At 40.0% G+C, this 26363-nt stretch carries 29 protein-coding genes and 1 pseudogene; 8 read left to right on the top strand and 22 right to left on the bottom strand.

Features of this window, described 5'->3' with window-relative positions:
• Positions 1 to 4: 4 nt before the first annotated feature.
• Both PSE60_RS05130 and PSE60_RS05125 read right to left on the bottom strand, forming a co-directional pair.
• On the bottom strand, positions 5 to 859 hold the full coding sequence (locus tag PSE60_RS05130) for a heme/hemin ABC transporter substrate-binding protein (RefSeq protein WP_371031541.1): 855 nt from the start codon (positions 857 to 859) through the stop codon (positions 5 to 7).
• The gene (locus PSE60_RS05125; protein WP_272664720.1) at positions 847 to 2997 is read right to left on the bottom strand and encodes a TonB-dependent receptor; all 2151 of its coding nucleotides are present in this window, start codon (positions 2995 to 2997) and stop codon (positions 847 to 849) included. Before PSE60_RS05125 ends, PSE60_RS05130 begins: the two co-directional genes overlap by 13 nt.
• 428 nt (positions 2998 to 3425) lie before the next feature.
• On the opposite strand from PSE60_RS05125, the gene PSE60_RS05120 reads away from it, so the two are divergent.
• Together PSE60_RS05120 and PSE60_RS05115 are read left to right on the top strand one after the other, a co-directional pair.
• A complete protein-coding gene (locus PSE60_RS05120) occupies positions 3426 to 3908 on the top strand; it encodes a glutathione peroxidase (RefSeq protein WP_210836861.1) in 483 nt (160 codons plus the stop codon).
• A 179-nt stretch (positions 3909 to 4087) separates the two neighbouring features.
• Positions 4088 to 4708, top strand: a complete 621-nt coding sequence (locus PSE60_RS05115) for a glutathione S-transferase family protein (protein WP_272664719.1) — start codon at positions 4088 to 4090, stop codon at positions 4706 to 4708.
• A gap of 427 nt (positions 4709 to 5135) precedes the next feature.
• On the opposite strand, the gene PSE60_RS05110 is transcribed toward PSE60_RS05115, so the two are convergent.
• The 3 genes and pseudogenes from PSE60_RS05110 to PSE60_RS05100 all read right to left on the bottom strand — a co-directional run.
• Positions 5136 to 5579, bottom strand: coding sequence for a hypothetical protein (locus tag PSE60_RS05110; protein ID WP_210836859.1), 444 nt, complete (start codon positions 5577 to 5579; stop codon positions 5136 to 5138).
• Entirely contained in the window at positions 5566 to 6000 is a 435-nt protein-coding gene (locus PSE60_RS05105) for a hypothetical protein (RefSeq protein ID WP_272664718.1), read from the bottom strand. The genes PSE60_RS05110 and PSE60_RS05105 overlap by 14 nt, the downstream gene beginning before the upstream one ends.
• A 627-nt stretch (positions 6001 to 6627) precedes the next feature.
• A pseudogene (locus tag PSE60_RS05100) lies at positions 6628 to 6795 on the bottom strand (isocitrate/isopropylmalate family dehydrogenase); the annotation flags it as partial.
• A 1380-nt stretch (positions 6796 to 8175) separates the two neighbouring features.
• Here PSE60_RS05100 and PSE60_RS05095 point away from each other — a divergent pair.
• On the top strand, positions 8176 to 8622 hold the full coding sequence (locus tag PSE60_RS05095) for a DUF3290 domain-containing protein (RefSeq protein ID WP_109913094.1): 447 nt from the start codon (positions 8176 to 8178) through the stop codon (positions 8620 to 8622).
• Between the two features lie 8 nt (positions 8623 to 8630).
• Positions 8631 to 9281, top strand: a complete 651-nt coding sequence (locus PSE60_RS05090) for a DUF421 domain-containing protein (protein WP_264967303.1) — start codon at positions 8631 to 8633, stop codon at positions 9279 to 9281.
• A gap of 249 nt (positions 9282 to 9530) precedes the next feature.
• Here PSE60_RS05090 and umuC read toward each other — a convergent pair whose 3' ends face one another.
• Together umuC and umuD are read right to left on the bottom strand one after the other, a co-directional pair.
• A complete protein-coding gene (gene umuC, locus PSE60_RS05085; protein ID WP_264967305.1) occupies positions 9531 to 10793 on the bottom strand; it encodes a translesion error-prone DNA polymerase V subunit UmuC in 1263 nt (420 codons plus the stop codon).
• Positions 10793 to 11209, bottom strand: a complete 417-nt coding sequence (gene umuD / locus PSE60_RS05080) for a translesion error-prone DNA polymerase V autoproteolytic subunit (protein WP_264967307.1) — start codon at positions 11207 to 11209, stop codon at positions 10793 to 10795. Before umuD ends, umuC begins: the two co-directional genes overlap by 1 nt.
• A 180-nt stretch (positions 11210 to 11389) precedes the next feature.
• Here umuD and PSE60_RS05075 point away from each other — a divergent pair, with 180 nt between their 5' ends.
• The 4 genes from PSE60_RS05075 (at position 11390) to PSE60_RS05060 (ending at position 12727) form a co-directional block, all read left to right on the top strand.
• On the top strand, positions 11390 to 11647 hold the full coding sequence (locus tag PSE60_RS05075) for a hypothetical protein (RefSeq protein ID WP_165879804.1): 258 nt from the start codon (positions 11390 to 11392) through the stop codon (positions 11645 to 11647).
• Positions 11637 to 11849, top strand: coding sequence for a helix-turn-helix domain-containing protein (locus PSE60_RS05070; RefSeq protein ID WP_272664717.1), 213 nt, complete (start codon positions 11637 to 11639; stop codon positions 11847 to 11849). The genes PSE60_RS05075 and PSE60_RS05070 overlap by 11 nt, the downstream gene beginning before the upstream one ends.
• Positions 11850 to 11969: 120 nt before the next feature.
• Complete coding sequence (locus PSE60_RS05065) at positions 11970 to 12197, top strand: DNA polymerase III subunit theta (RefSeq protein WP_272664801.1); 228 nt, start codon at positions 11970 to 11972, stop codon at positions 12195 to 12197.
• Positions 12198 to 12226: 29 nt separating this feature from the next.
• Positions 12227 to 12727 (top strand): hypothetical protein, encoded by a 501-nt coding sequence (locus tag PSE60_RS05060; RefSeq protein WP_272664716.1) that lies wholly within the window; start codon positions 12227 to 12229, stop codon positions 12725 to 12727.
• 33 nt (positions 12728 to 12760) lie between these two features.
• Here PSE60_RS05060 and PSE60_RS05055 read toward each other — a convergent pair whose 3' ends face one another.
• The 15 genes from PSE60_RS05055 to PSE60_RS04985 all read right to left on the bottom strand — a co-directional run bounded on the left by PSE60_RS05055 (position 12761) and on the right by PSE60_RS04985 (position 26346).
• A complete protein-coding gene (locus PSE60_RS05055) occupies positions 12761 to 14272 on the bottom strand; it encodes a phage tail fiber protein (protein WP_272664715.1) in 1512 nt (503 codons plus the stop codon).
• Positions 14273 to 14340: 68 nt separating this feature from the next.
• Positions 14341 to 18630 (bottom strand): phage tail tip fiber protein, encoded by a 4290-nt coding sequence (locus PSE60_RS05050; protein ID WP_272664714.1) that lies wholly within the window; start codon positions 18628 to 18630, stop codon positions 14341 to 14343.
• Positions 18630 to 19028 (bottom strand): DUF6950 family protein, encoded by a 399-nt coding sequence (locus tag PSE60_RS05045; protein WP_272664713.1) that lies wholly within the window; start codon positions 19026 to 19028, stop codon positions 18630 to 18632. Before PSE60_RS05045 ends, PSE60_RS05050 begins: the two co-directional genes overlap by 1 nt.
• A gap of 57 nt (positions 19029 to 19085) precedes the next feature.
• Complete coding sequence (locus PSE60_RS05040; protein WP_272517544.1) at positions 19086 to 19460, bottom strand: hypothetical protein; 375 nt, start codon at positions 19458 to 19460, stop codon at positions 19086 to 19088.
• Positions 19461 to 19499: 39 nt separating this feature from the next.
• Positions 19500 to 20081 carry a hypothetical protein gene (locus PSE60_RS05035; protein WP_272517543.1) on the bottom strand — a complete coding sequence of 194 codons (582 nt, stop codon included), beginning with the start codon at positions 20079 to 20081 and terminating at the stop codon, positions 19500 to 19502.
• The gene (locus PSE60_RS05030) at positions 20081 to 20674 is read right to left on the bottom strand and encodes a hypothetical protein (RefSeq protein WP_112308338.1); all 594 of its coding nucleotides are present in this window, start codon (positions 20672 to 20674) and stop codon (positions 20081 to 20083) included. The genes PSE60_RS05035 and PSE60_RS05030 overlap by 1 nt, the downstream gene beginning before the upstream one ends.
• 4 nt (positions 20675 to 20678) lie before the next feature.
• A complete protein-coding gene (locus PSE60_RS05025; protein ID WP_272517542.1) occupies positions 20679 to 23627 on the bottom strand; it encodes a phage tail tape measure protein in 2949 nt (982 codons plus the stop codon).
• Positions 23620 to 23817 carry a hypothetical protein gene (locus PSE60_RS05020; RefSeq protein WP_272664712.1) on the bottom strand — a complete coding sequence of 66 codons (198 nt, stop codon included), beginning with the start codon at positions 23815 to 23817 and terminating at the stop codon, positions 23620 to 23622. Before PSE60_RS05020 ends, PSE60_RS05025 begins: the two co-directional genes overlap by 8 nt.
• A gap of 32 nt (positions 23818 to 23849) precedes the next feature.
• Positions 23850 to 24194, bottom strand: coding sequence for a phage tail protein (locus PSE60_RS05015; protein ID WP_196732006.1), 345 nt, complete (start codon positions 24192 to 24194; stop codon positions 23850 to 23852).
• The gene (locus PSE60_RS05010) at positions 24194 to 24655 is read right to left on the bottom strand and encodes a phage tail protein (protein ID WP_272664711.1); all 462 of its coding nucleotides are present in this window, start codon (positions 24653 to 24655) and stop codon (positions 24194 to 24196) included. The genes PSE60_RS05015 and PSE60_RS05010 overlap by 1 nt, the downstream gene beginning before the upstream one ends.
• A 22-nt stretch (positions 24656 to 24677) precedes the next feature.
• Positions 24678 to 25091 carry an HK97-gp10 family putative phage morphogenesis protein gene (locus PSE60_RS05005; protein ID WP_272664710.1) on the bottom strand — a complete coding sequence of 138 codons (414 nt, stop codon included), beginning with the start codon at positions 25089 to 25091 and terminating at the stop codon, positions 24678 to 24680.
• The gene (locus tag PSE60_RS05000; protein ID WP_264967607.1) at positions 25088 to 25477 is read right to left on the bottom strand and encodes a hypothetical protein; all 390 of its coding nucleotides are present in this window, start codon (positions 25475 to 25477) and stop codon (positions 25088 to 25090) included. Before PSE60_RS05000 ends, PSE60_RS05005 begins: the two co-directional genes overlap by 4 nt.
• Complete coding sequence (locus PSE60_RS04995; RefSeq protein WP_272517538.1) at positions 25464 to 25799, bottom strand: phage head closure protein; 336 nt, start codon at positions 25797 to 25799, stop codon at positions 25464 to 25466. The genes PSE60_RS05000 and PSE60_RS04995 overlap by 14 nt, the downstream gene beginning before the upstream one ends.
• Positions 25796 to 26116, bottom strand: a complete 321-nt coding sequence (locus PSE60_RS04990) for a head-tail connector protein (RefSeq protein WP_117162328.1) — start codon at positions 26114 to 26116, stop codon at positions 25796 to 25798. The genes PSE60_RS04995 and PSE60_RS04990 overlap by 4 nt, the downstream gene beginning before the upstream one ends.
• Positions 26116 to 26346: a DUF7210 family protein gene (locus tag PSE60_RS04985; RefSeq protein WP_227528784.1), complete on the bottom strand. Its 231-nt coding sequence runs from the start codon at positions 26344 to 26346 to the stop codon at positions 26116 to 26118. The genes PSE60_RS04990 and PSE60_RS04985 overlap by 1 nt, the downstream gene beginning before the upstream one ends.
• Positions 26347 to 26363: the final 17 nt, after the last annotated feature.

The raw sequence follows: 26363 nt of genomic DNA, 5'->3' as shown, positions 1-26363 counted from the left end.
ATTATCACTCACTATCCGTTTCATCTGGCCAAAGATTGTGGTGTAAAATCTCGACGGCATCCGCAATTCGAGGCCCCATACCTAAAATGAGTGCCTGATCGATATTCACAATACGTTTATTTTTCCAAGCAGAAGTTCGGGTAAGTCCGGGAACTTGTTCTAGTTGGTTAAGTCCCTTTTCTGCCATCTGGCTGGTTACTATGATCACTTCAGGGTTTGCCGCAATCAGAGCTTCTGCACTATAACTTTTGTACTGTGTGTGTTGCGCAAGATTGTTCGCACCCGCCAGTGTCAAAATGATATCGGCAACGCTACCTTTCCCTGCAATTTGTGGCGCACTACTACCCGCGGAAAGAATAAATAACACATTGATTTTTTTGCCTTTCTTTTCATTCAGTTGAGCAATATTATCCAACCGGCTACGTAACTGATTAACCAACGCATTCCCCTGTTCCGGTTTATCTAACACCTCCGATAAGGTATGAATATTGAGATACATTTGTTCAACTGTGGCTGGTATTCGAGGTAACGTTAATACACTGACTTTTTGCAGTTTTAGCTGTTCAAAAACCAGTTGAGGGCTTGCATCTTGCCAAGTGATAAACAACGTTGGATGCAAAGATAAAATCCCTTCAGTACTTAACTGTTTCCAATAACCAATATGAGGTAATTTTGCTGTTTCTACTGGCCAAGTGGTTGTTTCGTCAACACCAACCACTTGGTTTCCAGCACCTAAAGCGTATACCAACTCAGTGAGAGAGCCTCCTGCCACAACAATTCTTTCACTCGCAGCACTCACCATTGAAAAACTGAGTACAAATAGTGCAGCTATCATTTTTTTCATTTTTAGAATTTCCATACAAAGCCTGTTGCAGCGCTAAAACCAGAAGCAGGGATTGATTCGTGGGCAGTTTGGTATTTTTTATTGGTTAAGTTATTTAACGATAAGTTAATTTGGTACTGATCGTCTGAGCCAAATTCTGTATTAAACGCAAGGTTAAGAGTGGCCCAGCCTGCTGTGCTTGTTGGCTTTTCACCCGTTTTATCCTGTGCTTTTGCAGCGGCTCGAAGATATAAATCTGAGGTTAAGTTCACTTGGTCTAAAATCAGTTGATGTTTAGCCCCAAAGCGCCCACTAATATTAGGCTCTCCGGTATCCCAAGTTTTTATATTCACACCATCAAATTGACGACGTAAATAATTCCCTGTGGCATAGGGAGTGATATCCCATCCTTGGTATTCGACGGTCATCTCTAGTCCGTATGTTTTTGCACGATTGATATTGTCATAATAGTGATATCGTGTTCGTGAAGAATTACTGTTTCCACTGCATATTGACTGCCCTGAACATGTGACTAAGGCGATATAATCCTTCGCTTCGGAATAATATAAAGCGCTATCGATATACCATTGATTACCGTTATAACGCGCACCGATTTCATAGTTATTAGAACGCTCAGCTTTCAGTCCCTCATTTCCATAATTGATACTTCCCCCCGCTGAGGTTTGCATAAATAACTGGCTCAATGTTGGAAATACATAACCTTGAGCGAATGCGATACGCAGCTCTGTATTCTCAAACCCTGAATATCGTAAGCTTGTTGATGTAATAAATTGATTATCATGAGTTTTTGAGCTTTTAAGGTTATGATAAGTGTTCCCCGTTGTTGAGTGATTTGTATTTTCAAAACCACTTAACAACTCCGAACTTAACCAATACTGCCGCGCCCCTAATGTCCATTTCCAATCATCTGCAAAAGCATATTGATTTTGAGCGAATATCGACCAGTTTGTTTGCTCTGTTCGATTATGTGAATCACTGGTTTTTGTATAATTGACGGCAGGAGGGAACTGCGTTGAGCTTTGGGATTCTGTTGAACTTTTTGAAGACTGCTTTACACGGTCGCGCTGAAGCTGAGCTCCCACAACCAGTTGATTATTCGCGGGTAATGTAATATCTGTTTGTAGTGTGATCCCTTGAGTATATTGTTTGTCATTCGATTGAGTCTGATTAGCCACCCGTAAATCGCCAATCATTGGGCTCCCTGTTGGTGTCACAACCGCCAGCTTATTTTCAAAATCACGCTCAATAGTTTGTTCATAAGCATCTAAATGAATATTTTTAATATATTCACCATCCGCTTGATAATCATAAAAAAGACCAATTTTTTCACGAGTTAAATCAGGAATTTTGACACTGAAGTGTTCATAGCTTGGGTCTTCATGCCATGTTTGTGTCGACAATTTATATCTATCAAGGGAAAGACCAAATTTATGTTTACCTTCGGTGTAACCTAACCACATACCTTGGCTATTATTGCGATGGTTTGTATTTTTTAGGCGCCCCTCAGGAGTATCTCTGTCACCTTGATCGGAGTAACTTCCGTTGAGCCGATAATCAAACTTGCCTATGCTCCCCCATGCCGCTGCTGACTCTTCCCACCCTGTCGTTGCGGAGTTATATACCGCTTTAACAGTGCCTCCCAATGGCTTATTGCCACCTTTTTTGGTTATGAAATTAACGATACCACCAATAGCTTGAGAGCCGTAAAGTACTGAATAGGGGCCTTTCACCACTTCAATTCGTTCCAATGCGGATTCATCAATAAGCAAGCCAGCACCATAGTCTTGCCCTGCCCGTTGATAAGTGACTTCTTGCCCATCAATTAAGATCAATACTCGGGAAGAGGCTTCCCCACGAATGCGAATTTGTTTACGTCCCGCTAAGGCATTATCGGTAATTTCAACACCTGGAATATCGCGTAAATCATCTGCTAACGCTATGTTTGTCGAACTGTCAAGCTGTTGTTTATCAATGACTTGCATTGTTACTGGGCTATTCCATAAACTACTTTCACTTCGTGTTGATGTGACAACCATCGTTTCACTGGCATCAATATGGGCACGCGGTGAAGGCGTTGATGCAGCGAAGGCGCCTTGACTAACAAAAAGCGCTAATGAGCTGAGTAAAAATGTTCCATTAATATCCGTACGCATAGTTAACCTTTATGATAATAATAATTAGTATCATTATCATTTATAATTTAAAGGGTAATTAATGGTCAATTAATAAATTGCAAATAGCATGCAACTTTGATTTAAATCAAAAAAGCATAACGAAGATTATAAGTCCACGCTCCAGCAATCCGTTGCTGCAGTAAGCCGAACTTATTCCCCCATAAAACTGGAAGGGAAAATATTGCTCAAAGTTGCCCCTGTTCCTGAAAGAAAGATCGTCAAATTCTCGCTGGAGCTGATTAAGTTCATAGAGGTTATGATTATCACAAGCTGTAATTTCTTAAGCTTTATGACAAAAATCGAGATGGCAATTGCGAATAATTATTTATGTAAATAATAAAATTAAAGCACTAAACTGTATCATCAATATCTTCAATGCTACATCGCACACATTTGAGGACTAGAATATGAATACCTTTTACCAACTAACAGCTAGAAGTCTTAGTGGTCAGCTTGTCTCTATGGCAGACTACACAGGTAAGGTGGTTCTAGTCGTTAATACAGCCAGTCATTGCGGTTTTACTCCACAATACGGTGGACTTGAATCACTCTACAAGAAATACGCCGCCCAAGGTTTGGTGGTGCTAGGTTTCCCTTGCAATCAGTTTGGGAAGCAGGAACCTGGCAACGCTGATGAAATCGCACAAACCTGCTACATTAACTATGGTGTAAGTTTCCCGATGTTCGAGAAAATAGAAGTCAATGGAGCCGCTACACATCCAGTGTTTCACTATCTTAAGAACGCGCTGCCCGGTTTGTTAGGTAAGAGGATTAAGTGGAATTTTACTAAGTTTCTAATTGGTCGTGACGGCGCCCCGCTCAAGCGCTTTGCACCCAATACACCCCCTGAAAAAATGGAAACGGCAATCTTTGCAGCACTTTCAAAATAACAATCATAATTAAATCTCTACATCACAAGAGATTTGATTATATCTGTTATCTAGAAATAGCGAGAAACAGAATTCTTTTCTATCTGTCGTCTTCCCAAGAGCTTTCTATAAACACTACTGGTCTAATTTGAGATAAGTTGATTATATACTAGAGTAAAAAATCAACTAAAAGGATGCTAATGATGGAAATCTATACTTACCCTAAATCTAGATCTATTCGTGTAACGTGGACAGCTGAAGCTCTTGGTTTAGAATACAAATGCATCTTTTTTGATGTGATGAACAAAAATAAAGATAATCCAAGCATTACAATGAAAGTTCCTACTCTTGTCGATGGCGATTTAGTATTTTTTGAATCTTCCGCTATTTGTACTTATTTATCTGAGAAGTATGGAAGCAACCTTTTATCTCCAATTGATATCAATGAAAAAGCTTTAATAAACCAATGGCTTGCTTTTATCATTAACGAACTTGAATCCCCACTATGGACCATCTTAAAGCATTCAATGTTTCTTCCCGAGTCAAAGAGAGTTGTTGATATAATCCCTATAGCTAAAGAAGAATACCTTTCATCGATTGAAGTTCTTTCCTCAGCATTAAACAGGAATGTATTCATCGCTAATAATAAATTTTCTATCGCCGATATTTTCCTTTTCCAAACGACTCAATGGGTTTTGAATTTAGGATTCAAAATACCTCAAAATGTTATTAACCATCATGATAATTTAAAATCGAGTCCCGCCTACCTGAGTGCAGTTGCGAAACAAAACGAAGCAATGAAAGCAGTCATAGGTAGTTAATCTGGTATACCAAATTCTACTCAATGAATAGCATTTGTAGAATTAAATATAATCAATCTCTAAGTATTCTAATGAGGGAAAATACAGAAGTTATAAGCACTATAGATAAAGTAAGAACTAACCAATAATCTAGAGTAAGGTCAAATTTCAGCCACATATATATAGCATTTACAATGTAGACAACCATTACTATTGATATGCCAATAAAAAATAACAAAAAGTGTTTATATGTGGCCATTGATTTTACTTGATGGCGCATCATAGCCACGCAAATAAACAAAACTAAAATAAAAATCATAAAATCACTCATATCGCTACCTTGAGAGCATTAATTAGATACAGTATAAATGCTCTCAGTAGCATAGTTCCACTTTGACGAATTATTTCCCCCGTTATTTCATCTCATCATATTCACCAGAGCCAATAATTAATTTGAATTCATTACATTTGACATAACCCAAAGTATACCGAATCTGTTTTTAGTATAGGCTATCCATTCTTCTTCAGTACCTTCCGCTGAACGCTCATAAATGCTCATCCCATACAAACTATCATAAAAAACAAACACAGGTATGCTACCCTTATCAATACACCATCCCATAGATAATAATGGGTTTTCAAATGTGTAATTTTTTTCTTCACAATATTCTTTTAGTTTTAAAAAAATATCCTCACGAAGATTAAGTATTGAAATTGGGCCGCTGTCTGTCATCCCACCAGCTGCGCCTGGTAAGTTTTTCTCAATGTATTGTATAGTGCCATTATTTCTTGGCTCCCCTAGGCGCAATTTACCATTTGAGCAACCAGAAACAATGAATATAGTCGTTATTAGAAATAAATAATGAAGCAATTTATTTTTAATTATTTTCATTAGGATTCTTCCATATAGCTGGGAAAATATCTTTAGCGGAATCTATCCATTCATTAACGCTAATCCCTTTATTTCTTTCAACCACTGCGATCATATAGTCGTGCCTAGAAGAGTGCACTATGAATGTAGGTTCATTGTTCTTATTCAAGCACCAAGCCAAAGAAATATAAGATTGCTGAAAATTTCCGCCATTGCTCTCACAAAATTCTCTTAGTGCCAAAAATCGGATCTGAGCTAAATCTAACTCGATGACCCCTTTAGCCACTATCGTTCTGATATGTGAATCTTCGGGATATTGAGTCTCCAAATAATCGATTACCCCTCCATCTATAGGATCACCGCCTTTGAAAGTAGCACAAGATGATAGATGAGCAATGAAGACTACTAGTAGTATCCTTTTAAAAAAAACAAAAAATTTCATTTATCGCTCTCAAAAGGGTGACATAACACCCATTATATTCAGTGAATAAACTTGTTAGCCAGAAAACATTTTTTATTAAACAAACTGTATAGCTATTTTATATCATGTTTAATATAAACACTAAAAAATACTGTTACTCCATTCTAAGATAATTCAATTTTATGCCTTCCCACTTCAATCTCTCGAATGGCCTTTTTATCTACATCACATTGTTCTATCACTGTTAGTAGTGACTCGTTATACAACAAAAAAACAAATGAAATTTGGCGTTCTATTTGCACGAAATCATTCAATCAGCGCATATAGCGCTAATTTTATTGATTGTGATTTAGAGGAATTCGCACGATTTATGAATTTACTTTTTTCTAAATAAACATGGAGGGAGAATAAAATGAAATATACCCACGTGCTGGTAGATATTATCCACCAAATTTAATTAAACCTGATAGCGATATTATTTAATTTTAAATCTGTATGAGACAGATGTGTGGCAGTATTTTCTGTGACACAGACAAAAACATTGAAAACTTGGGTGTAGTAAGAGTTTGAAGCGCCCGTACCAAGTTATCAAACCATAATAAAACGGGAACCATTAGGCTCCCGTTATTAATTACACCACGTAATAAATTACATGTGTTTAATGATAGCGTCACCGAATTCGCTACATTTCAGTAATTTAGCGCCTTCTAATTGACGTTCGAAGTCATACGTTACAGTCTTAGCTTCGATTGCGCCTTCCATACCTTTAACGATTAAGTCAGCTGCTTCAGTCCAACCCATATGGCGCAGCAGTATATAGCTGCATTAATCATAATCATCTGATATTTATAATATTATCATTAATACTTTATCTTTCTCATAGTAAAAATAGCGACTTTTAAATTATTGATAACACAAATGATTAACTTAGTTTTGATAACTACTAATTATCAAACATTGACCGCAAATTAGTCGATTTCTATAGATTCAAATCCTGCCATGTCAGCCAACCTTCAAAAAGAAGAGCAGATATTCACTTCCGTTTTTGTCTAAATTTCAAGTAGGACAAAACTAGGATTAAAACCCTCTTACAACAATCGTCTTATATAGTTGCTCAAAATCTCTTTACTGTATTATCAGTTAACTAAAGTCGACAGTCTGATTTGAGCGAAGAACAGACGTTCACAGTTCTTCTAGCAACTGTAACCGCAAGATTAACATTTAGGAAATATAACCAATGAGTAGGCTGTTACAGCTTGCTTATCTTAATTAAACCTAGCCAAACCTATAAGGTATCAAGGAGCCATCTGAGAAAATTATCAAAGTTAGTTTTATTGATTTGTTGGGAGAACTTACAATTAAGACGAGGAAGTAATATTAAAAAGCCCTAACCATTGCGGTTAGGGCTTTTAAGGTACTTCAGACTTCAAATTTAACATTAATGAACTTAAAAAAATAATACTACGTTTATACTGCTTTCAAATGTACCCGTTTACTATAGATAATATTAGGCATTAATACTAAAATCCTCCCTCTATTTATCTCATCATACATCTGCCTGCGCTTTCAGAACCTAAGCCTGGCAATCTAAACAAGCACATCCCCCTCGCGACATATACTCTTTGATGCGTTGCCCTTTGCTCATACGGTTACCATAAATAAAAAACCGTCAGCATCAACTAAAAACAAGGCCTTACATCGTCGCACTAATACTACCATTTTGCAGATCAGCACAATCACTACAAGGCCTGAAAGCAACTAGATCCCAAATAACAAACTTCGTGGCCTGTAAAGCAAAATGGCTTTCCCAGAACTTCTTTCCATTTTCTAACTACTTTTATTGTGCTGCTGGTTATTAATTTACTCATTTGAGATTTAAGGTCAATACTGTTTTTTAAAACATGTTTTTATTTACATCGATAGTAACAGTGCTGTATCGCGCTACTCATTGTACCTGCCTAATAGCAAAGTCCAATATTGGCATTCAACCGCCAGCATGCAGAGAACACAAAGAGATAGTTTAAGTAATGGATAGATATTATTCATGCTTTGTGATTTAACTCCAGCTAAAGAAATCACCAACAAACCCTGGATAAGGTATAACAACTCTTAATTATTTTTTAATTCCAGAGTTAAAATGGCAATAAATCACTATAATGAAGATGAATATCGTAAACAATCAGGAATGATGTCTATATGAATTTTTATGGGATAGATTACTTGCAAACGCAGTCTAATATAAATGATTATTTAAAATATATTGTTATTTTTGGAACTTTGTTTGTTTTAATAGTTTTTTTTATCTTGTATATGCGTCACCGCCTACAAACTAAATATCGGGATTTAACGATTATCGCCTTCTTATTTTTACTCTTCATTTCAGGTATTCAGTATGAAGATTATACTGATAGCCAAAATATACACTCAAAATCATCACAAATGGTTAATTTCGTAAGGTTATTATCAAAAGAGAAAGGTGTAGATGTCAATTCTATATTTTCTAACTCGGTACAATTATCTGATGGCATCATCATTAAAATTGATGACCGGTATTACCGTATTCACTTAAGCTTAGATCAACAAACTTACAGCTTAGAAAAAGTTTGGTTAACAAATCCCAAAATAACAATCATAAAAAAATAAGGCATAAAATGATTATTTATACACCTATTATTATCAAACTTGGATTGGGAATCCTATGTTTGATTGTTCAAATAAACCTCATGGGCAAAGGCAATTTAGCCCCCTCATCAGCAATGGATCAGGTTCAAAACTATGTTCTAGGCGGTATTATTGGTGGTGTCATTTACAATGAATCAATAACAGTACTGCAATTTATACTCGTGCTAATCATCTGGACTTTGCTTGTTTTCGCCCTTAAATTTTTAAAAGAGAATAATCCTTTCATTAAGCGAATTATTGATGGTAAACCTATAACCTTGATACATAATGGCAGTGTTAATGTTAAAGAGTGTCTAAAAAATGGCGTTTCCGCTAATGATTTGATGTTCAAACTAAGATCAAATGGCATTTACGAAATAGAGCAGCTAAAACGCGTTGTTCTCGAACAAAATGGACAATTAACAATCATCCAAAGCGGTGATGAAAATATACGTTATCCAATTATTGTTGATGGCTTAGCTAACCATGACCTACTCGAAATTATCAACAAAGATATTGAGTGGTTAGAAGACAATATATCGAAACAAGGTTTCAGTAAAATTAGTGAAGTATATTTAGGTGAGTATTTGTCGGGTAGGATTAATTTATATGGATATGAGAAAAATAGTACCGAGATTTAAGTCAGGTTTGCACCTTGTATTGTTCTGATAATACTTCTAGTACCTTATGGCTAATAAGGTACAATTTTACGCATGTCATCATGTTCTACCTTGTCTAAAGATGCTGACATTAACTCCTGCTTTGACACAGAGTTGTCCGTTAGATTCAATTTGGCTCTGTGTCCCAGCAGTGTCAGGCCAAAAAACAAAGTCCATATTGTTTGTGTTTCACAGCTCTTCTTCCTACGTTTAAAGCATCCAACCCATGTCCTAGCTTTTAACCACTGGCAATTCATCAAAATTTGTCGTGTAAGCAGGTGATAACATTTCTCTTTTCATTTTGTATCCACTATCACCGCCCTTACTTGCAAACCAAACTTTACCCTGTCCGCTCTTATTAATCGCGTCTAATGTTTTCATTAACTCATCGCTATTACGAAATGGCTTTTGTGTTGAAAACATATCAAGCTGAGCAATATCTGAATCAGTAAAATCAGATAGTATGATGCCTGCTTTATAATACCGGTAACCGTCACGCCAAATAGTATTTAACCCACGCATTGCTGCATTGATAATATCTCTGGTATCACTGCTGGGGTATTCGAGTTTTATATTGATACTATTCGAGTAATCTTCGCCTGATGCGTGGCGGCTGGTTTGAATAAATAACCCAATAATTTTGCAGTGTTGCTTTTCTTCTCTTAATTTTTCTGCTGCGCGTTCAGCATAATCACACACCGCCTTGCGCATTGTTTCTATATCTAAAACTTTCTGCCCAAATGAACGTGAACAAAGAATTTGTTGTTTTATTTTTCGGACTTCTTCTAATTCAATACACGGCTCACCATTGAGCTCTCTCAATGTCCTTTCTAATGTAACCCCAAACGTTTTACGGATGGTTGCTACTGGCGTATTTGCTAAATCCAAAGCGGTATTTACACCCATGATCCTTAATTTTGCCGATATTCTACGGCCAATACCCCACACCTCTTCGATTGGAATAAGAGATAATAATTTTCGCTGCCGTTGCTCGCTGGAGAGCTCGACGACACCACCTGTTTTTTTCCATGTTTTTGCCGCATGGTTGGCTAATTTAGCTAAAGTTTTTGTAGGGCCAATGCCTATACCTACAGGGAGGTGAGTGTTTTGGAGGATAGTTGATTGAATTTCACGGCCGTATTCCTCAAGATTAAAAGTATTATTCATACCTGCAAAATCAAGAAAGGCCTCATCGATTGAATAGATTTCTAAACGGGGCGCGAATGTTGATAATAGTGACATGACTCTATTACTCATGTCAGCATAAAGTACGTAGTTAGAACTAAATATATTAATGTTGTTTTGTCTATAAAAACTGTGGCGCTCGTAATACAGTTCCCCCATCTTTACGCCAAGTTTTTTCGCTTCTGATGAACGTGCAATCACACAGCCATCGTTATTACTTAAAACAATTACCGGCTTCCCTGCCAGATCTGGCCTAAAGACTTTCTCACAACTTGCATAAAAACTATTTACATCAACAAGCGCAAACATTATTGCGCCCGATGAATAATGTAGGTAACAACACCAAATATTTGAAAATCCTGCTCATCGCTGATAATGATCGGCGAATAAGTGGGATTCATAGGCAGTAGCATAGGCGGGTTGAGATGTAGTTTCTTGACCGTAAACTCGCCCTCGAAGCTAGCTATAACGATATCTCCCTCTTTTGCTTTGACCGCGCTGTCAACAATAACAACATCACCATCATTGATATTCGCATCAATCATTGAATTGCCTTCGACCCTGAGCATATATGTGCTTTCAGGGTGCTTAATGAGGGCGCTATTTAAATTTATGCGGTCTTCAACATAGTCCGCAGCGGGTGATGGAAAACCTGCTGGCACTCGGTCAAGAAAGAGAGGGAAGCTTGCTAGTAAATCATCTGTTTCAATTAATCTTAGTTTCATACGACACCAATAATACTGTATGTATAAACAGTATTATTTGATCATTTTATGCGTATGTAAAGCCCTATTTTTACATGCCTCTACATCATACTAGTAAGCAAGATTTATATTTTTCCGACTGTTCTTGATATAATCCACCCTGTGGCTCACATATCATACGACCTCATAATCGGAGGTTACATGAACAACAATCAATTACTTTTACTTGCACTAAACTGTATCAACGAAAATAGAGAGCCATCTCACACGGAGCTGTCAAAGATTTACGTTTTTTATAGAACTGAGATAGATTACAAAGGTATTTCAATTGACGAGTTTATGCTGAATCAAAATTGGCAACTCGTTGACGAGAAAAGGATTCGTAAAGTGATGAGCTTTATTGAAACGTATCTTCATCTGTCATCGGAAAAGGCTAAAGATAGAAAACATGTCGAATAAAACTATTGGTGAATTTATTAAACATTTGCGTATCTCACAAAATATATCAACTTCAGAAATAGCAAAGAACCTCACGATTTCTGAAGCTGAATATATAAAGTGTGAAAATGGCGAGGTATCTATCTACGTAGATGATTTGAAGAGTATCGCAGGTATGTTATCAGTGAAAGAATCAACCTTGATAGAAAAATACATTGATTAGGCCAAATTGCTTGGCCTTTTGCTTGCCCTCTCATTTTTGTGTCACAATTTCGGCACAGCTCGTCACAGTGATTTTCCCTCCATGCTATACTCGTTTCATCATCCCCCCACACAGAAAACCATCATGTACAATCTCGCAGAGCTACCAAAAGAGGATAAAGACAAAGTAAATGTCGATTTAGCTGCTTCTGGTGTCGCATACAAAGAAAGACTCGGCAAGGCAATTATTGATATCGAAGTCGAAAATCAACAACCCGAATACTTGCGCGAGTACTTTCGTGAGCGTTTAGTTCATTACAGAGAATTGAGCAAGCGGTTTCCGCAGGGGTATGAGTATAATAAAGAATAATCAAATACTTCATATTATCAGGTATAAAAATGAGTATTACTCTCAAAGATGTTTTTGAATTAATCCAAATTTGTGCTGACACAAAACCTCAAGTAACTAACCGTGATTTACGCTGTCTAGTAACTAAAGTGTTTAATCGAGTTTTAAAGAATCACACAACATTCACGGGTTATGTCTCAGAAAACGCTGTGGCAGCAATTAAAGAAATGAACGGGATTTACCAAAAAAATAAAGTAGTCAGAGAACACCACCAAAAAATCCATAAAAGTATTACAGCTTTAATTGGAAACATGAGGGAAACAAATCAGTGGAATTATCATCTATTTGAGAAGAAAATTATTGAGTTTTCTTCAGTAAATATTACTACAACAATAGAAAATGAACAGCTTATTGCTAAAAATTCGACTTATCAATCTGTTGGTATCAAACTTGTTCATTGGCATGAATTAGACCTAGTAGTAAAAATCATAATATACGAACATCTTTTACGCTCTGATATCGCAAACAGGTCTGATTGGGTGGTGGCATAAATGCGCCAACCACTCGAGTTGGCGCATTAGTTTTTATTGCTGCTCTACCTGTTCCGTAGCTTCCTGCTCTGCCCTTTCCGCTTCCTCTGCTGCACTTTTAGCTTCTTCTTGCGCTAATCGCTCTGCTTCTATCTTAGCGAGTCTCTCAGCTTCAGCTTGCTTTTGATTGTAGATAGAGTTGGATGGCATGTTTACACGAACGTCAATCCAGTGGCCACGTGGAATGTCACAGAGCGCTCCTGGTGTTAATTCTACTTTGCCGTCAAATAACGGCAGCGGTTCTTCATCTTCTCCTGCATCACGTAAAAACTCAGGATAAAGCTTAAAGCGCTCATATTGAATGTCTTGTGGTAGTTCGTGCGGCCTATACGACGTATACAGAACAATATCACCGTCTTCGTCCGGTTCAACGATATGAAGATCGAAAGGGTGCGGCGTTCCTTTTTCTAGCACATCATATTTAACGAAAACAAGTGGAAGCTGGTTAATACCGCATGGAATTGTGATGCCGCCATTGATACCACCCCAACTCGCATCAGAGTGCAAGCCAAGAACGCCATGCAACTGGTAAATACCTGTATGTAGTTTTTTGAGTGTTACACCTTCTGCCTCATCGTTTGGATCGACATGGTCAGCGAATACCCGAATAATCGGTGATGCTGCTTTTAAGTTGCCGTTTGAGTCTTTTGTTGTATTTACTGTTGAGTAAATAACATCTGCTTTTAGATCTCCATTGACGCAAGAGTAATGCATTATTTGTTTGCGATCACCGCGGAAAAATAAACCATAGCTGCGAGTCGAATCATATGATGCTGTTAATCCAGCCCCCCACGTACCGAATGTACTTGTGTCATCTGAAGCCCCACCACCCTGCCCAAAGAAACCAGAGGGCGTGTTACTCTTAAGTTGCGCCCCAGTTGTTCTCGGATTCAATGATCCTACCCCAAAATCACCAACTTGCATTAGCGTGCCTCCAGATCCTGGAATAACATGGTCAATCCAAACCGTTCCTGTTTTTGTTCTAATTGCCGCTGGAGTTACTTGTATTGCTTTGCCATTACTGTCAATCGCAGTAAGCAACCCTTTGACTGTGACATTTCCAACAACCTCTCCCCCATTTTTATCAAACTTCCCATCTAGCTGCTTATCCATTTCTTTTGTTGTGCGCAGCTGCTGTGTTGTTTGGTCTGGCAATGTAACAGTAATAATGCCCTGCTCTGTCATCCAGCGCGTTAATATGTCGCTGAACTGAACGTTCGAGACGTTCATTGACACTATTTTATTCATCGCATCTGAAACAGAATGAACCATTGTCGTGAGAATGACGTACTTCGCCCCTGTTGCTGCAGCTGGTAATGGGAAATTTAACGTGAGTTCAGTATCTGATTGAATCGACTGAATACTATTGTTGTGAACCGTGGTACCAATTTGAATTTGAATCGCTTGCTCTGCTGAAACACGGTTAATGTTATTGAGCCATTTAGTGCCGGTACCGATTAATTTAGTGCTATTTGCTGTAGTGGTAACTGTGCCTGTGTTGTACATATGATTGATTCTCCGAAATTTAGATACAAAAAAACCGCAATTAAGCGGCCTGTTAATTATTCTGAGGTTTAAATGGTTAGTGCTTTTACTGTCGATGTGCCAACTTTGAAAACTTCCACCCTCTTCAGATTTGAGTAACTCAAAATAACGCTTGCTGTTGCATTCGTATTTGGGTCGCTTTCTGTGGATACTGCACGAATATAGATATAACTCTTACCGCCTCGGGGTGAAACAGGCAACTGAATAGGGCCTGCATTGACAGTTAAATCTAATCCACCATTTCCTGTATATTTACCCGTTTCACTGTACGCAGTCGCTACACCTCCATTACCATCATCAACACCAACCTGAATTCGAACATATGCGGAGTATTGCCAGCCACCTTCTACCCTGGTCATTTTCAAGTTACACGCTAAATCTGCATCAAATACTCTGCTAAAAATTTCAGAGTTGATTTCAACTGCTTTTATCCAGCCAGTGTTTAGAGTTCCAACATTTAATGTTGCTCGATGAATTGTTCCTGTGATTTTCGTTGCTGTTGAATAATACACATCACCCAAAATTTCTTTTGCATCAACGGTACCACTAAAATAACCGTCAGCACCCTCAATCCGACCGCGGAATATTGCATTGTTAAGCTCAACATCGCCATCTTTATCAATTTTCCAGCCATCATCCCCTGCTTTATAGCTATTAGACTGAATAACATTGCCAATTTTCGCATTGGTTATTGAGCCATCTTCGATATACGTTGGACCTAAAAACACTTGATTATTTTTTATTGCAAATGGAGTAACAAGTTGACCATTAGCGTTATTAAGAATAATAAACTCATCAGCGGCAAAAGCGATTTGAGTGACAACTTGCCCGTTTTTAACCTGTGCACTCATCATCATTTTAACATCGTAGTATTGCCCGTTATGCAATACACCCGCTTTAATGCTGAAGTAAGCCCGAGAGTTTCCTTGCTGATCTACAGAAGTTTCTGCTCGTTTCTCAATTGCTGCCTTGTTATCGCCAATTTCTGATTTAATGAGTTCGTTAACCTCCGCTTGTGATTTCTCATTATCAGATACCGTTTTCTTGAGAGTTGTTATACTCGCATTAACATCATCAAACTGTGTTTCTAACTTTTCTATCGACTGTGCAAACGCATGATTGTTATCAGCAACAACTTTATCAATACGAGTGATTGACGCTTTAGTGCGTAAGATTTCCGTGCCTTGAACATTCTGCTGAGCTGTTAACTGTCCGATAGCTTCAACTTGTGAGCCCTCAGTGTTTGCCATCGTCTGTTCGATATGATTAATTGATGCCTCATTATCGTCAAAGCGTGCTTTTGACCGTTCCTTTGCCTCCGTTAATGCTTTATCCGTATTTGCAGTCGTTTCAGTTAACTTGCCGATGTTTGCTTGGGTCTCTTCGTGCTGACTCTGTTGCGTCTGTTCAACCCGAGTTGTCGTTTCCTCAAGTGTCGCAATAGACTCGGTGTGCTGAGTCACTACCGCATTGATGTTAGATAACTCTTCTTTGTTAGCATTGATATCTTTGCCAAGCTCTGCACGTACTTGTTCTGTGCGCTCAGATTGGGCTTTATCTTTCTCCGCGATTGATTTACGCACATCAACAAATTCAGCTTCAGATTGTTCATGCTGCGCTTTTACATTCTCAGCTAATTCAGATGTGGCCTTTTCATTGGTTGCGGTTGCCGTTGCTAATCGAGTCACTTCTGCTTTTGTTTTCAATAGCTCTGAATTAGTTTCATTCACTTGTGCATTGGTTTGCATTAGTGCTTCAGAGAAAGAAAATTCAAGGTTAGTGATAGTTTGATTAATGTTAGTGATATAACCGGTCATTTCACCGAACTGGGCTGTCGTCGATTGTTCAAACTTCGCTTGCGCTTGTTTTAAATCTGCTGTTGCCGTTTCGACAGTAGTGACACGGCCTTTGATGGTACCGACTTCTTTGTTTGTTTCCCCTAGATCTGCTTTGACTTGGCTGATTTGCTGCGCTGTCGCTTTCTCATAAGTCGCCTGTGCATCTTTAATATTCAGAATTTCAGATGCGTTGAAGTCAACTTTTGCGGTGATTTGTTCTTGCCAGCGTGCAGCAGCTTCTCTGTCAGTAACCTGCACTTGCTCAATGCGGAATATCTCAGCTCTACGGTCTGCAACTTCTTCTTTTAAGCTAAAGTGAACTTCAGTCGTAAACTTGGTGTTCATCATTACGGCTTCGTTAACAGCTTCTATCTCGCGATCAATACTGATAACTTTTTGCTTGAAGTCGTCATTGTCGATTTGTAAGTCGGAGAGATTGTCTTTGTTGAATTCGATTTGTTCTTGTAACTCTTGGCCGGCTTCTGTTGATAGGAAGTTGTTTTTTAACTCTTCCATCATTTCTTCCGTTGTCGCATTCGCTTGGCCTACTGCTTCAACAAACGGAGACTTGCCATAGCTGTTAACTGTTCGAACATAAAACCAATAATCAGTACCGGCTTTTAAATTCTCCTTAGTCCAGAATTGTCCCTGACCTTGGCGATTGGCTTTTGTTGTCACTTCGGTGTCATTCGTGCTGGCCAGTTTTTTGTCGCTGAACCAAAACTCAAATGTATAGCCATGCTGTGCGGTTTCGCCACCGTGCGGAATGCAAGTCAGAGAGAACATACCGCCAACCATTTCAACGCTAACTGGTTTAGGTGGGGCTTGGATATCAAAATCAACAATGGCAGGGGCTGACATTGCGCCAGCCGCATTAATAGAACGGACTTCGGCACGATATGAACCGCGCACAAGGCCTGATAAATCTACTCTATCTTGTGGTACCTGAATAGACTGAATTACTTTGCCGCTTTCAATGATGTTTACTGTGTTATAGCGAACATCCGCAGCAGCGGATTGCCAACTCAAATAACCCTGAACGACCTCACCAATATTGGTGGCCACAAATACAAGGTTAAGTGGTGGTGCTACCCCGCCAGTCGGTAAAACAGTGAATGGCGGTCTAACAAAAGGTTTGCCAATTATATCCTCATAGATATAGGCGCCGTCTTCCTCGAGGAGAATATCAACACCTTCTTGTGGGTGAAACTTCCACTCAGCAACGCGACACTCAAAGTTCTGTATGCCAATATGTGGTAAGTTCAGCAAGCAAACATCCCCTGGTCGATACGCATAACCATCCATGTCCATTTTTAATTGAATGCGACGACCTGCGCGTTTTTTGCGTAGATATAAATTAGAAAGGCGTGCTGCTTGGTATGGGCTAGTGACAAAGCGGTAATCGATATTTTCTTTAATCTCTAACCCATCTTCCTCAATCCATTCATCAACAATGACTGGTTCAAAATCAGTTTTAACATATTGCTGCTCGGCATCGACGAAGGTACCGTAAATCGCATTAGTTGCATCACGTAGCGCAAGTTCAGGTGTGATGTTAACTGTGTCGATGATTTGATTCGGTTCAATGCGTAATACTGCAGGGCCATTATAAGCCTGCATTAAAATACCATGCTTGCCTGCAACATAAGTCGGCTCAGCAGCAATGCACCGGTGCATGTGATCAAGTAGTGATGATGGTGATTCAGAAAGCTCATAAGCGCCATTGATAGTATGGCGGGGTTCAGTATTCCCTTCTGGGGTTACAACTGGTTCATAGCTTAAATCTGCTGCCGTTTTAAATTCATCAAAATTTAGTTCTAAATCAGGCACATTGAGATAACTGCGATAGTAATCAAGCGCAATCAATACTCCGTTGTCAGTCCAAGCATCTTTACCAATGCGCGGATCGAAAACCTCTTTGCCCCACATTTCAACTTTGACATTAGGCACACCATAAGGGAATTTTTCCGCATCGTATTTCAGTGTTAACCGCAACCACGCTAAATTTTCGCCGATCATGTCATCTTTCCATGACGGGGCATGCTTCAATAAATACGGGTCACTTGTGGTGCGGCCGTTATGAAACTCGTAACTGACCTTGTCGCCAAAGGTTTCTATCAAATCATCATTTAACCAAATGCGGCCAATTTTATGAATCGGGTGGGCCGCAAGTGCAATGGCCATAAATAAACGTTCGCCATCTGTTTGATCGCCCTTTTCTTCTTCGGCGAAAAACAGCAAACCTGACTGAACTGTTTTACCGACAACAATGGTCTCTGGCGCCACTGCTGAACGTAACATCTGTTTGCGCTCTGACTGGTCCCGATAACGCATCGATGGCATTTTTTCTTGGAAAATAAACGTGCTAGCCGCTTGAACAGCAATTCCGGCAACTATCAAAGCGGTACCCAACCCGCCGGTTGCCATTACACCTGCGATCATTAAACCCGCAGAGACGACATTAGAGACAACTTTACCCATTACTCAACTCTCCACGCTTTAATAGGTTTATGATTAACTGGTCGCGCGCCATTCTCAGTGACAGCCCATATTTTATTAGCCCATAACACACCAAGGGTTTTGCCATCGTCACCATCAAACATAACAAGATCACCACGTATCGCGGCATTAGGGGCTATTTCTTGAAAGAAATCCGAGAGGCCAGTTTCCAGATCCCCGAACTCAGATTTTAAAACTCGCATAGCCCCTGATTTGGTTTTATACCTACCGCGCGCCTTTTCTGCGATATCAACACCGCACACCGCAATCGCGCAATCAGCAGCAAACAAGCAGCAATCATGCTCCCCCCAAACAAACGGCTTTTGCATGGCTTGGCGTAAGGTTTCAGGAAGTTGAGTTGTCCAATTTGGGTGTCGCATTTGCTGATCTCCGGGCGTAAAAAAACCCGCCGAAGCGGGTCTTAAAGATTGATAAATTTATTTTTTACACATTTCTAGAATGATCTTATCTTGCTCCACACTATTAGAAATGGTTACGGAGCCAACCTCTATATTGTATCCATCAATTGTGACTGTAGATATGAACATCCTGCTGCCAGCATATGCACCATATGTATTTTTAGAATTCACATATCCACATACGGTGGTATTCGTTAATTTATCATTAGACTCAGCCGGATGAGACTCTAGATCCCTAAAAATTGCCGAGGAAGGATCTTTCATTTTACTTGAAACTTTCTTCTCTACTGCATTAAATATAGATGACTGAGATACTGATGCCTCTCGATAAATGAAAATAGCTGCAACTATGCCGACCACTACAGCAAAACTAATAATCAATTGCTTATTCACTAGACTACCCTATACAGTTTTTTTAAGAGTAACGATAAATCACTTATAAATAAACGTTGGCGCATCTTTTTTGCTACCCCAGTATATAGCACGCTCAGCCATTTGTGCTACATACCGAAAAATACGATCCCCTTTATGGCGCTTTGTCCATGACTCGTCCGTAAACCTATCCGGTAGTCCCTGAGACCATCTTTCAAAACGATTAGAAACCGTGACTGCAACCTCATTATTATTACCCGTGGTAACGCCAATATTGGAAATTTGCCCAGCAAAAATAATTTCAGCCAATGCTGGCTTGCCGTCGAAATCTAAAGCCACCAGCATCAAGCTAACATTGCGCCCACGACTTCTTTCATTCATAACATCTGCAATAAGGAGAGAGTCAAAACCAGAAAGCGATAATATTAATTGCTGTGGACTGGTTGAGTTACTTTCGGTAACTGGCTCTATACTTCCCAAAGATCCAACACCTTGATACACCTCACCCGCAATAATTAAATTACCAAGCCCGGTATGAGCTCTTGTCACGCCTGATTTGAGATCCAGTTTGGCTGCAATAACCAGTTCGAAACCATCATTAATGGCCTTTACCATTGCGTTTGAAAAAGGATGATACAACATCAGTATAAAGCCTCCTCAAATGTGATGGTGACATTGGAGAATACACCAGGGCGATATTGAAAACTTCCTTGATCATTACTTGTTAATTTAAAAATTCCAAATGGCTTCACGGATTCTATTTTCTCATTAACTTGTGGTGACAACCTAAGCATGGGTGAGATAGGAATAATTGCATTCCCATCTTTATCACTTATCACATTTTCAGTGACCATTTTTAGCTCATTACTCACCGTAATGTAATCCCCTTTGCGCACTACAACTGAATTCTTTAGCCATCCCTTTGTTTGTAGCGATTTTCCCATTTGGTTTCCTATACTAACAAGTGGTGAGCCCTTGCCTTGTAATCCCTGCCTGATCCAATTGCTAATTTTCACTCGCCCGCTTTCGCCGTCCAGTTGTGCCATTAAAACCTCTAACTCTCTAGATATGGCTTCAGTGAGATTATTGAACGTTAAAGTGCAGCGCCAGCGGCTTCCAGAAAACCTCACCGTTTGACTACTCCCTGTAAATGCCGAGGTAAATGTTTTACTGTTACTGATTAACTGCCAGTTCATTGAGGAAGGTACGACATTCTCAGGCCATTCAAGTACCATTGTTTTACCTCCCAAGGCTTTTTCTTAATGTGCCATTATTTTGAAAGTCCCGCTGAATCTTAGTTAAAGCATCCTGTGAACCTTGCTTTGCTCCCATTTCTGCCGCCTGCTGAATGGCCTCTTGCAAAGCCTGATCGCCATTTCCTGTTAAATGGAAAGTTTGTTGGATGATAATATTCGGGGTTTGCTGTTGTGTATCTAAACCAAGCACCCTTACCCCCAAAGAACCATCACGCGCACGGGTTAATGGCATAATTGCTTCCGCACCAGCTTCTCCCATCAATCCCATTTTAGGTGCTCCGCCCTTTGCAAACGGAAATAATGTGGGTGATTTTACGATAGTGTTACTATATGCACTTAGCCCTGGTGAGTTGTATGTACCACCTTTAGCATTTGGGGTAGGAGCCGCCCCTGCACCAATAGCATCACCAAATGCAGTACCCGCAAACCCAGCCTTTAACGCATTAAATATCATCATCTGAAAAATCATTTTTGTAATTTCAGTCACAATAGATTGCGCAAAATCTGCAAAGTTTAGTTTTCCAGTGGCGACAAAATTAGCTAGCATTCCAGACATATCACTTAGTGCGCCATTGCTGATTGTGCGCATTTGGTCATACACATTCTCAGCAGAATTACCAAAATCCTGAATACCTTTCGCCATGCCAGTTGTTGCATTTCGATTCATCGCTAATTTATCGCGAGAAGATTGCCTAACAATATCTAATTGCCTTTGTTCTTCTTGAGATAAAAAGAGCGTTTGATCTGCATAGAGTTGAGTGGTTTTATCCGATACTTCTTTATCTAACTGATAACGACGCTGGCGAAAATCATCACGAACCCTTTGTTCCTCCAGCATAAGCTCATATGCAGGTTGGCTCATGGTCATTTGTAACATTTGATTTGATGAATCCTGACTTAATTTTGATGTTCGTTGCATCACTTCAAAATTCTGGTCATCAAACTTTTTCCGTAGTTCCTTGTATTTTATTTCCTTTTCTAGTTCTGCATTTTTTATTAACTGTGCACGAATTTCGGATGAATGGGCTTGAATGGTTTTTTGCCGAGCGTTTAAATGCTGCCCCTGTAATCCAATTAACTCTTGCTCAAATGAAGCAAGCTTACGTTCAGACGCTGTTAACCCCTCGGTTTCCTCTAACTGAGCACGTAACGCCGCACCTTGTTGTAAAAGCTGTTCTATTCGTTGCTTCCCTTCATCAACAACAGCACTACCCCCCATTTTTTTGGGCGTCGTAAATAGCTTATCCAATCCCTTTAATGCTTGTTGATACTCCGTTGCCGAAATAGTGCCTTTATCGAGCATGTCCTTAAATTGCTTCTGTCTTTCAGAGCGTTCTTTTTGCTGATCTGTTCCTGCTTTGAATGCCGAGTTAAAATTCGTCGTTATCTCAAGTTGTTTATATGCAGCTTCTTTTTGCTCTAATAACTGTTTTTCCTGTACTTGAGACTGCTCTTTTTTGAGTCTTATTGCCTCCTCTAAGAAGGCGTTATTCATCTGAGTATTTATTTTTGCATAATTACTACCATTGGTTATGTCATATAACCCTTGATAGCTGCGCCTAAGAGATTCTACTTCTCCTTTTTGTACTTTCAGCGCTTCGCTTTGAGTGTTTTCTGCTTTTGTCTTAGCTTGCAATGTCGATATCTGAGCTAACTCAGAAGCTTCTCTTGCCTTTCCTTCCCTTTCAAGTTGAGCGATTCGTTGCACTATACCCGATTCAACAATAACGCCTTCGTCAATTAATTTTTTTATCCCTGTTAATGGTTGCTCACCTATGGAAACTAATTTACTAATAAGCAAGTCAACACTGCCACCAGACTTTTCCATCTGGATGCCAAGTTCTGATACTTGATGTAGCAAATCACCAGAAAAACCTGCTGAGGCAGCTGCGGTAACTGATTTATAGGCTTCCGCGGTACCCCCTAATTCATTGGCAAGATTACGCAGATCGTAGGCCGTTGTTGTTAGCCCTAATCCGCCTTTTTGCAGCGCAGCATTAAAGGCCTTTTGGCGTTCTTCGGCCTGCTGGTACTGCGAATAGAGATAAGTGAAAGCTCCCGCTGATGCCATAATTCCAATGCCAACAGCGCCCCCCATCATCCCCCATGCGCTTTTAAACAAACTTGCACTATTGGCCGCGGCGCGTTGTGAGAACGTCAGTTCCTTGCTGGCTTCGGATAATTGATTGGTTGCCGTGGTAAGGTTTTTCTTGCCATCAATCTCACTTTTATTTGCTGAAATAACCTCAATGGATGCGCTTTGCATCCGTTTTTTGGCTTCAGCCTCAGCAATATTAGCTTCTCGGATAACTCGCGCATTCTTGGCATGTTCTTCTGCATAACTGACAGAAATACCGTGTTGTTTATTAACTTCGACCTGTCGCTCTAAATATTCATCGAGTGAGAAAGCTTGCTCCCGCCTCGCAATAGCTTCATCTCGCATTTTTGCGGCAAGGTTAATTTTTTCTTGTGCGCTTTTTCTATCGGCTTGCGCCCCCTCAATCTGCGCGCGTGATAAATTAATAGCCTCACGTGCGGCTTCTTGTGCTACACGTTGTTGCTCTGCTAAAGAAAACTTAACGTTGTTCACATTTTCTAAAGAGCGCTCAAGCGCAGGAATGAAACCGCCAATTAAGCTACTGGTAGCCACATTAGAGCCAGCTGAAACATTGGTTAATGCCGTACGGAGTTGAGCAAACCCCATTTGAGAATGGCGTGCTAACTGGCCAGAAGCGGATAAATCCGCCCCCGCTTTTCGTGCATTAGCCGAAACTTCCAATAATTTAGTCGCAGTCTGTCCTGCATCTTTAGAGGCAGCTTGTGCAAACTTTTTCGATTCTTTACTGGCAGAATCATAGGCATCAAACACTTGGGATTTAAAAGAGGCTGCGTTGAGGTGTAACGCAACCGCTAAACTTGCAACGTCAGCCATTTATTGCCCTCATAACATCATGACACTGCGATTCAAAATCAGTGCGAACACTCGCTATTGATGCAGTTGCTTGTTGGTTTTCGGTGGTATTTCCTTGCCCAGGCATAAAAAATGCCTGCCAGTGAGTGATAATGTCGGCAGGCAATTGAGCAATTTTTCTCGGATCTGGCTCACCCCATCGGTCAGCCAATTGGAAAATAAACTTAAGATAGGGTGAGTTGGTTAGTTTTTTTGCGCTTCCTCAACGGAGCCATAACTAAATTTTTGCACGAATGACATTGCTGATAGCAGGGTCGGTGTGTCGTGTGCCTGAATAAGCTCATCCGCGGTAGGTAGCTCTTCACTCGAAAGAGGCTGACCATCTTTATCGCAAATGGCCTTTAAGATAAGTTTGGCACCCGCTTTACTCGCATCAGAACTGAATCCCGTTTTCTGAGCTTCTTGTAAATCATGCTCATACTCATCGAGTTCAGCGATAGTCAAACGACGAATAAAAACTGTTACCCCTAAAATAGGATGTTCTTCAACATGTGGGGACGCTTTCAACAGTGAGGCTTTCAATGACATTATTTTGTATCTCCTGACGCTACCACACCCCAAGTTAGGTTGTTTTGCTTACCTTTGACTGAGATCTGGATAACTTCACTTGCTGGCGCACTAATATCTGCCATTTCCCAACCTGATAACGCTAAGATCATCGTCGCGGTACGTTTATTAGGAAGTTCAATGAAGAACTGCACCGTTTCACGCGCCTGTGCCGCATTCAAAAAAGCCGCAAAATCTGCATTTTCAGGATCATCGATAAAGCCCAGTGTTTTTTCAGGGCCTTCTGGCATATCAGAAATAAATTGCTTATTTTTATCCTTTAGCGTGGTGCAATCCACAAAGCTACCTGTTAGACCTGTAGCACCAATGGCTTTACAGTTTTCCAGCGGCTTCAAAGCAGTTGGTAAATCACCCACTTTACCCCATTTAACGATAGTCCCAGCTGGAAGCATGGCGTATTCTGGCGAAGATTTATCAGCCATATTTTTACTCCAAATAAATGAATTAACGATATTTTTCGATGCTGGCGCGTATCTCAGCGGCTAGCGTGTTTAAAATAAATTGGCGGTTATAGTCCAATGCTGGACGGATGAAGGGATTAGGGATTTGTTTTACTGTGCCAAACTCTTGTGCTTTGGCTTTCATTGCGTGAGCTTTGCTTGGCCCTACACGAACGGTCATGACAGAGAGCGTTTTTTGGTCTTTCATGCGGCTCGTTGTGCGGATCTTGATACTGTCGCGCATGTGCTCTGATTCGCTGGTTGCATCATAGCCTGCGTGTTGTTTCATATCCTCCAGCACAGGTACCATCGCTTCACGTCCAGCTTGCCGTAGCACTTTTGTCGTTATGTCCTCCCCTAAACGGTTTAACTCATACTCCAATTCTTTAAGGCCTTTTATCTCAACAGTTGCCCTCATTCAGCCCCCTCTGGATAAGTGATAATAAAATCACGCATCACACGCCAAATAACCCGTTTATCCGTCTGTTCTTCTCTGTTTTGCATGAAATTACCTCGCTGAACTGTTTGAACGGGATAACGACCAATGTGACCATGAATGATGTTTTCCCATGCATTGAGCACTACTTTTTCAAGCTTTAAGGCTTTTGAATAGTCATTAGGGATCTGAAAGGTAATTTGAAATCGCGCTTGAACAAGAGATGTTTTAGCTAGGCCGGTTATCATTTTGGGGTCACTTATTTTCTGATAAGTCACCCCCTCAAGCACATTTGAAGGAAGCGCGACAGGGTAAGCGTTCAATCCCGTTAGTCGCTCTAAGTCTGCCTTGATATCAGTTTCTATCATGTCGACTGTCGACCTCCGCTGTAATAATTAAACGGTCTGACTGGTTTCTATCTAATGCGCGCACCGTGAAATTGCGCTTTTGATAAGCAATTATCCATCCATCATCAATATCGCTACGGGGTCGAATGGTGAAATGGTAGGTTTCGATAACTTGTTGCTGATCTGCAGTGCGAATTTTGCGATTAGACATCGCCTCCACTTTGGCCCATACGTCAGTGACTTTTACTAACTCTGTTTTAGGTTCACCAAAATCGTCCCTGATTTCTTCTGGGCGTGATAACGCAATACGTTTATTGAGTTCGCCGGCTTGAATCGATGTCATATCCCATACCTCACATAAGGTTGTAATAAAGCATCAAACCCCAGCGGAAGTTGAGCGCCAGACGCGCCAACAACAACAGATTCTCGATTAGCATACCAATGACCAATGATCAGCAGTGCCGCAAGGCGTACGTCACCACTAAAAACCAAATTCAACTCAGGGTCGATATCTGCCTCAGACTCTTGAACTAATGTCCGCCTTGTATGGCTTTCAATCAAACGAAGCGCCGCTGCTGAATAAAGTGTTAACAAATCATCTTCTTCAACATAATCAATCTCTAATCTGAGTTGTTGTTTGATAAGTTCAAGAGAAAGCATTATTTCTCCTTTTTGCCTTTAGTTTCTTTTTTTGGCTCTGGCTCTGGCTCTGGCTCTGGCTCTGGCTCTGGCTCTGGCTCTGGCTCTACAAGATTCTGTTCACCTTCAATTTCAACTGCATAGCCTTTTAAAACGAGTTCACGGCCATGTTGCTCCAGTGTTTCTATTTCTTCACCTTCTACAACTACCTTATTACCAAAATAAATTGCACGTAATATCTTTAGTTTCATAGATCACCCCAAAAAGA

It is taken from the genome of Providencia sp. PROV174 (assembly GCF_028480685.1).
GTDB lineage: Bacteria > Pseudomonadota > Gammaproteobacteria > Enterobacterales > Enterobacteriaceae > Providencia > Providencia rettgeri.
Note: the sequence above shows the minus strand (reverse complement) of the source record. Positions and strands in the feature narration are given on the sequence as shown.

Excerpts from the sequence above, each read along its gene's own strand:
- PSE60_RS05025 (WP_272517542.1), bottom strand. The coding sequence starts at position 23,627 with ATGGCTGACGTTGCAAGTTTAGCGGTTGCGTTACACCTCAACGCAGCC.
- PSE60_RS05070 (WP_272664717.1), top strand. The coding sequence starts at position 11,637 with ATGTCGAATAAAACTATTGGTGAATTTATTAAACATTTGCGTATCTCA.
- PSE60_RS05075 (WP_165879804.1), top strand. The coding sequence starts at position 11,390 with ATGAACAACAATCAATTACTTTTACTTGCACTAAACTGTATCAACGAA.
- PSE60_RS05015 (WP_196732006.1), bottom strand. The coding sequence starts at position 24,194 with ATGTCATTGAAAGCCTCACTGTTGAAAGCGTCCCCACATGTTGAAGAA.
- umuC (WP_264967305.1), bottom strand. The coding sequence starts at position 10,793 with ATGTTTGCGCTTGTTGATGTAAATAGTTTTTATGCAAGTTGTGAGAAA.
- PSE60_RS05005 (WP_272664710.1), bottom strand. The coding sequence starts at position 25,091 with ATGAGGGCAACTGTTGAGATAAAAGGCCTTAAAGAATTGGAGTATGAG.
- PSE60_RS04995 (WP_272517538.1), bottom strand. The coding sequence starts at position 25,799 with ATGACATCGATTCAAGCCGGCGAACTCAATAAACGTATTGCGTTATCA.
- PSE60_RS05060 (WP_272664716.1), top strand. The coding sequence starts at position 12,227 with ATGAGTATTACTCTCAAAGATGTTTTTGAATTAATCCAAATTTGTGCT.
- PSE60_RS05095 (WP_109913094.1), top strand. The coding sequence starts at position 8,176 with ATGAATTTTTATGGGATAGATTACTTGCAAACGCAGTCTAATATAAAT.
- PSE60_RS05105 (WP_272664718.1), bottom strand. The coding sequence starts at position 6,000 with ATGAAATTTTTTGTTTTTTTTAAAAGGATACTACTAGTAGTCTTCATT.
- PSE60_RS05110 (WP_210836859.1), bottom strand. The coding sequence starts at position 5,579 with ATGAAAATAATTAAAAATAAATTGCTTCATTATTTATTTCTAATAACG.
- umuD (WP_264967307.1), bottom strand. The coding sequence starts at position 11,209 with ATGAAACTAAGATTAATTGAAACAGATGATTTACTAGCAAGCTTCCCT.
- PSE60_RS05050 (WP_272664714.1), bottom strand. The coding sequence starts at position 18,630 with ATGGGTAAAGTTGTCTCTAATGTCGTCTCTGCGGGTTTAATGATCGCA.
- PSE60_RS05090 (WP_264967303.1), top strand. The coding sequence starts at position 8,631 with ATGATTATTTATACACCTATTATTATCAAACTTGGATTGGGAATCCTA.
- PSE60_RS05120 (WP_210836861.1), top strand. The coding sequence starts at position 3,426 with ATGAATACCTTTTACCAACTAACAGCTAGAAGTCTTAGTGGTCAGCTT.
- PSE60_RS05130 (WP_371031541.1), bottom strand. The coding sequence starts at position 859 with ATGGAAATTCTAAAAATGAAAAAAATGATAGCTGCACTATTTGTACTC.
- PSE60_RS05125 (WP_272664720.1), bottom strand. The coding sequence starts at position 2,997 with ATGCGTACGGATATTAATGGAACATTTTTACTCAGCTCATTAGCGCTT.
- PSE60_RS05115 (WP_272664719.1), top strand. The coding sequence starts at position 4,088 with ATGATGGAAATCTATACTTACCCTAAATCTAGATCTATTCGTGTAACG.
- PSE60_RS05035 (WP_272517543.1), bottom strand. The coding sequence starts at position 20,081 with ATGTTGTATCATCCTTTTTCAAACGCAATGGTAAAGGCCATTAATGAT.
- PSE60_RS05045 (WP_272664713.1), bottom strand. The coding sequence starts at position 19,028 with ATGCGACACCCAAATTGGACAACTCAACTTCCTGAAACCTTACGCCAA.
- PSE60_RS05010 (WP_272664711.1), bottom strand. The coding sequence starts at position 24,655 with ATGGCTGATAAATCTTCGCCAGAATACGCCATGCTTCCAGCTGGGACT.
- PSE60_RS04990 (WP_117162328.1), bottom strand. The coding sequence starts at position 26,116 with ATGCTTTCTCTTGAACTTATCAAACAACAACTCAGATTAGAGATTGAT.
- PSE60_RS05055 (WP_272664715.1), bottom strand. The coding sequence starts at position 14,272 with ATGTACAACACAGGCACAGTTACCACTACAGCAAATAGCACTAAATTA.
- PSE60_RS05000 (WP_264967607.1), bottom strand. The coding sequence starts at position 25,477 with ATGATAGAAACTGATATCAAGGCAGACTTAGAGCGACTAACGGGATTG.
- PSE60_RS05030 (WP_112308338.1), bottom strand. The coding sequence starts at position 20,674 with ATGGTACTTGAATGGCCTGAGAATGTCGTACCTTCCTCAATGAACTGG.
- PSE60_RS04985 (WP_227528784.1), bottom strand. The coding sequence starts at position 26,346 with ATGAAACTAAAGATATTACGTGCAATTTATTTTGGTAATAAGGTAGTT.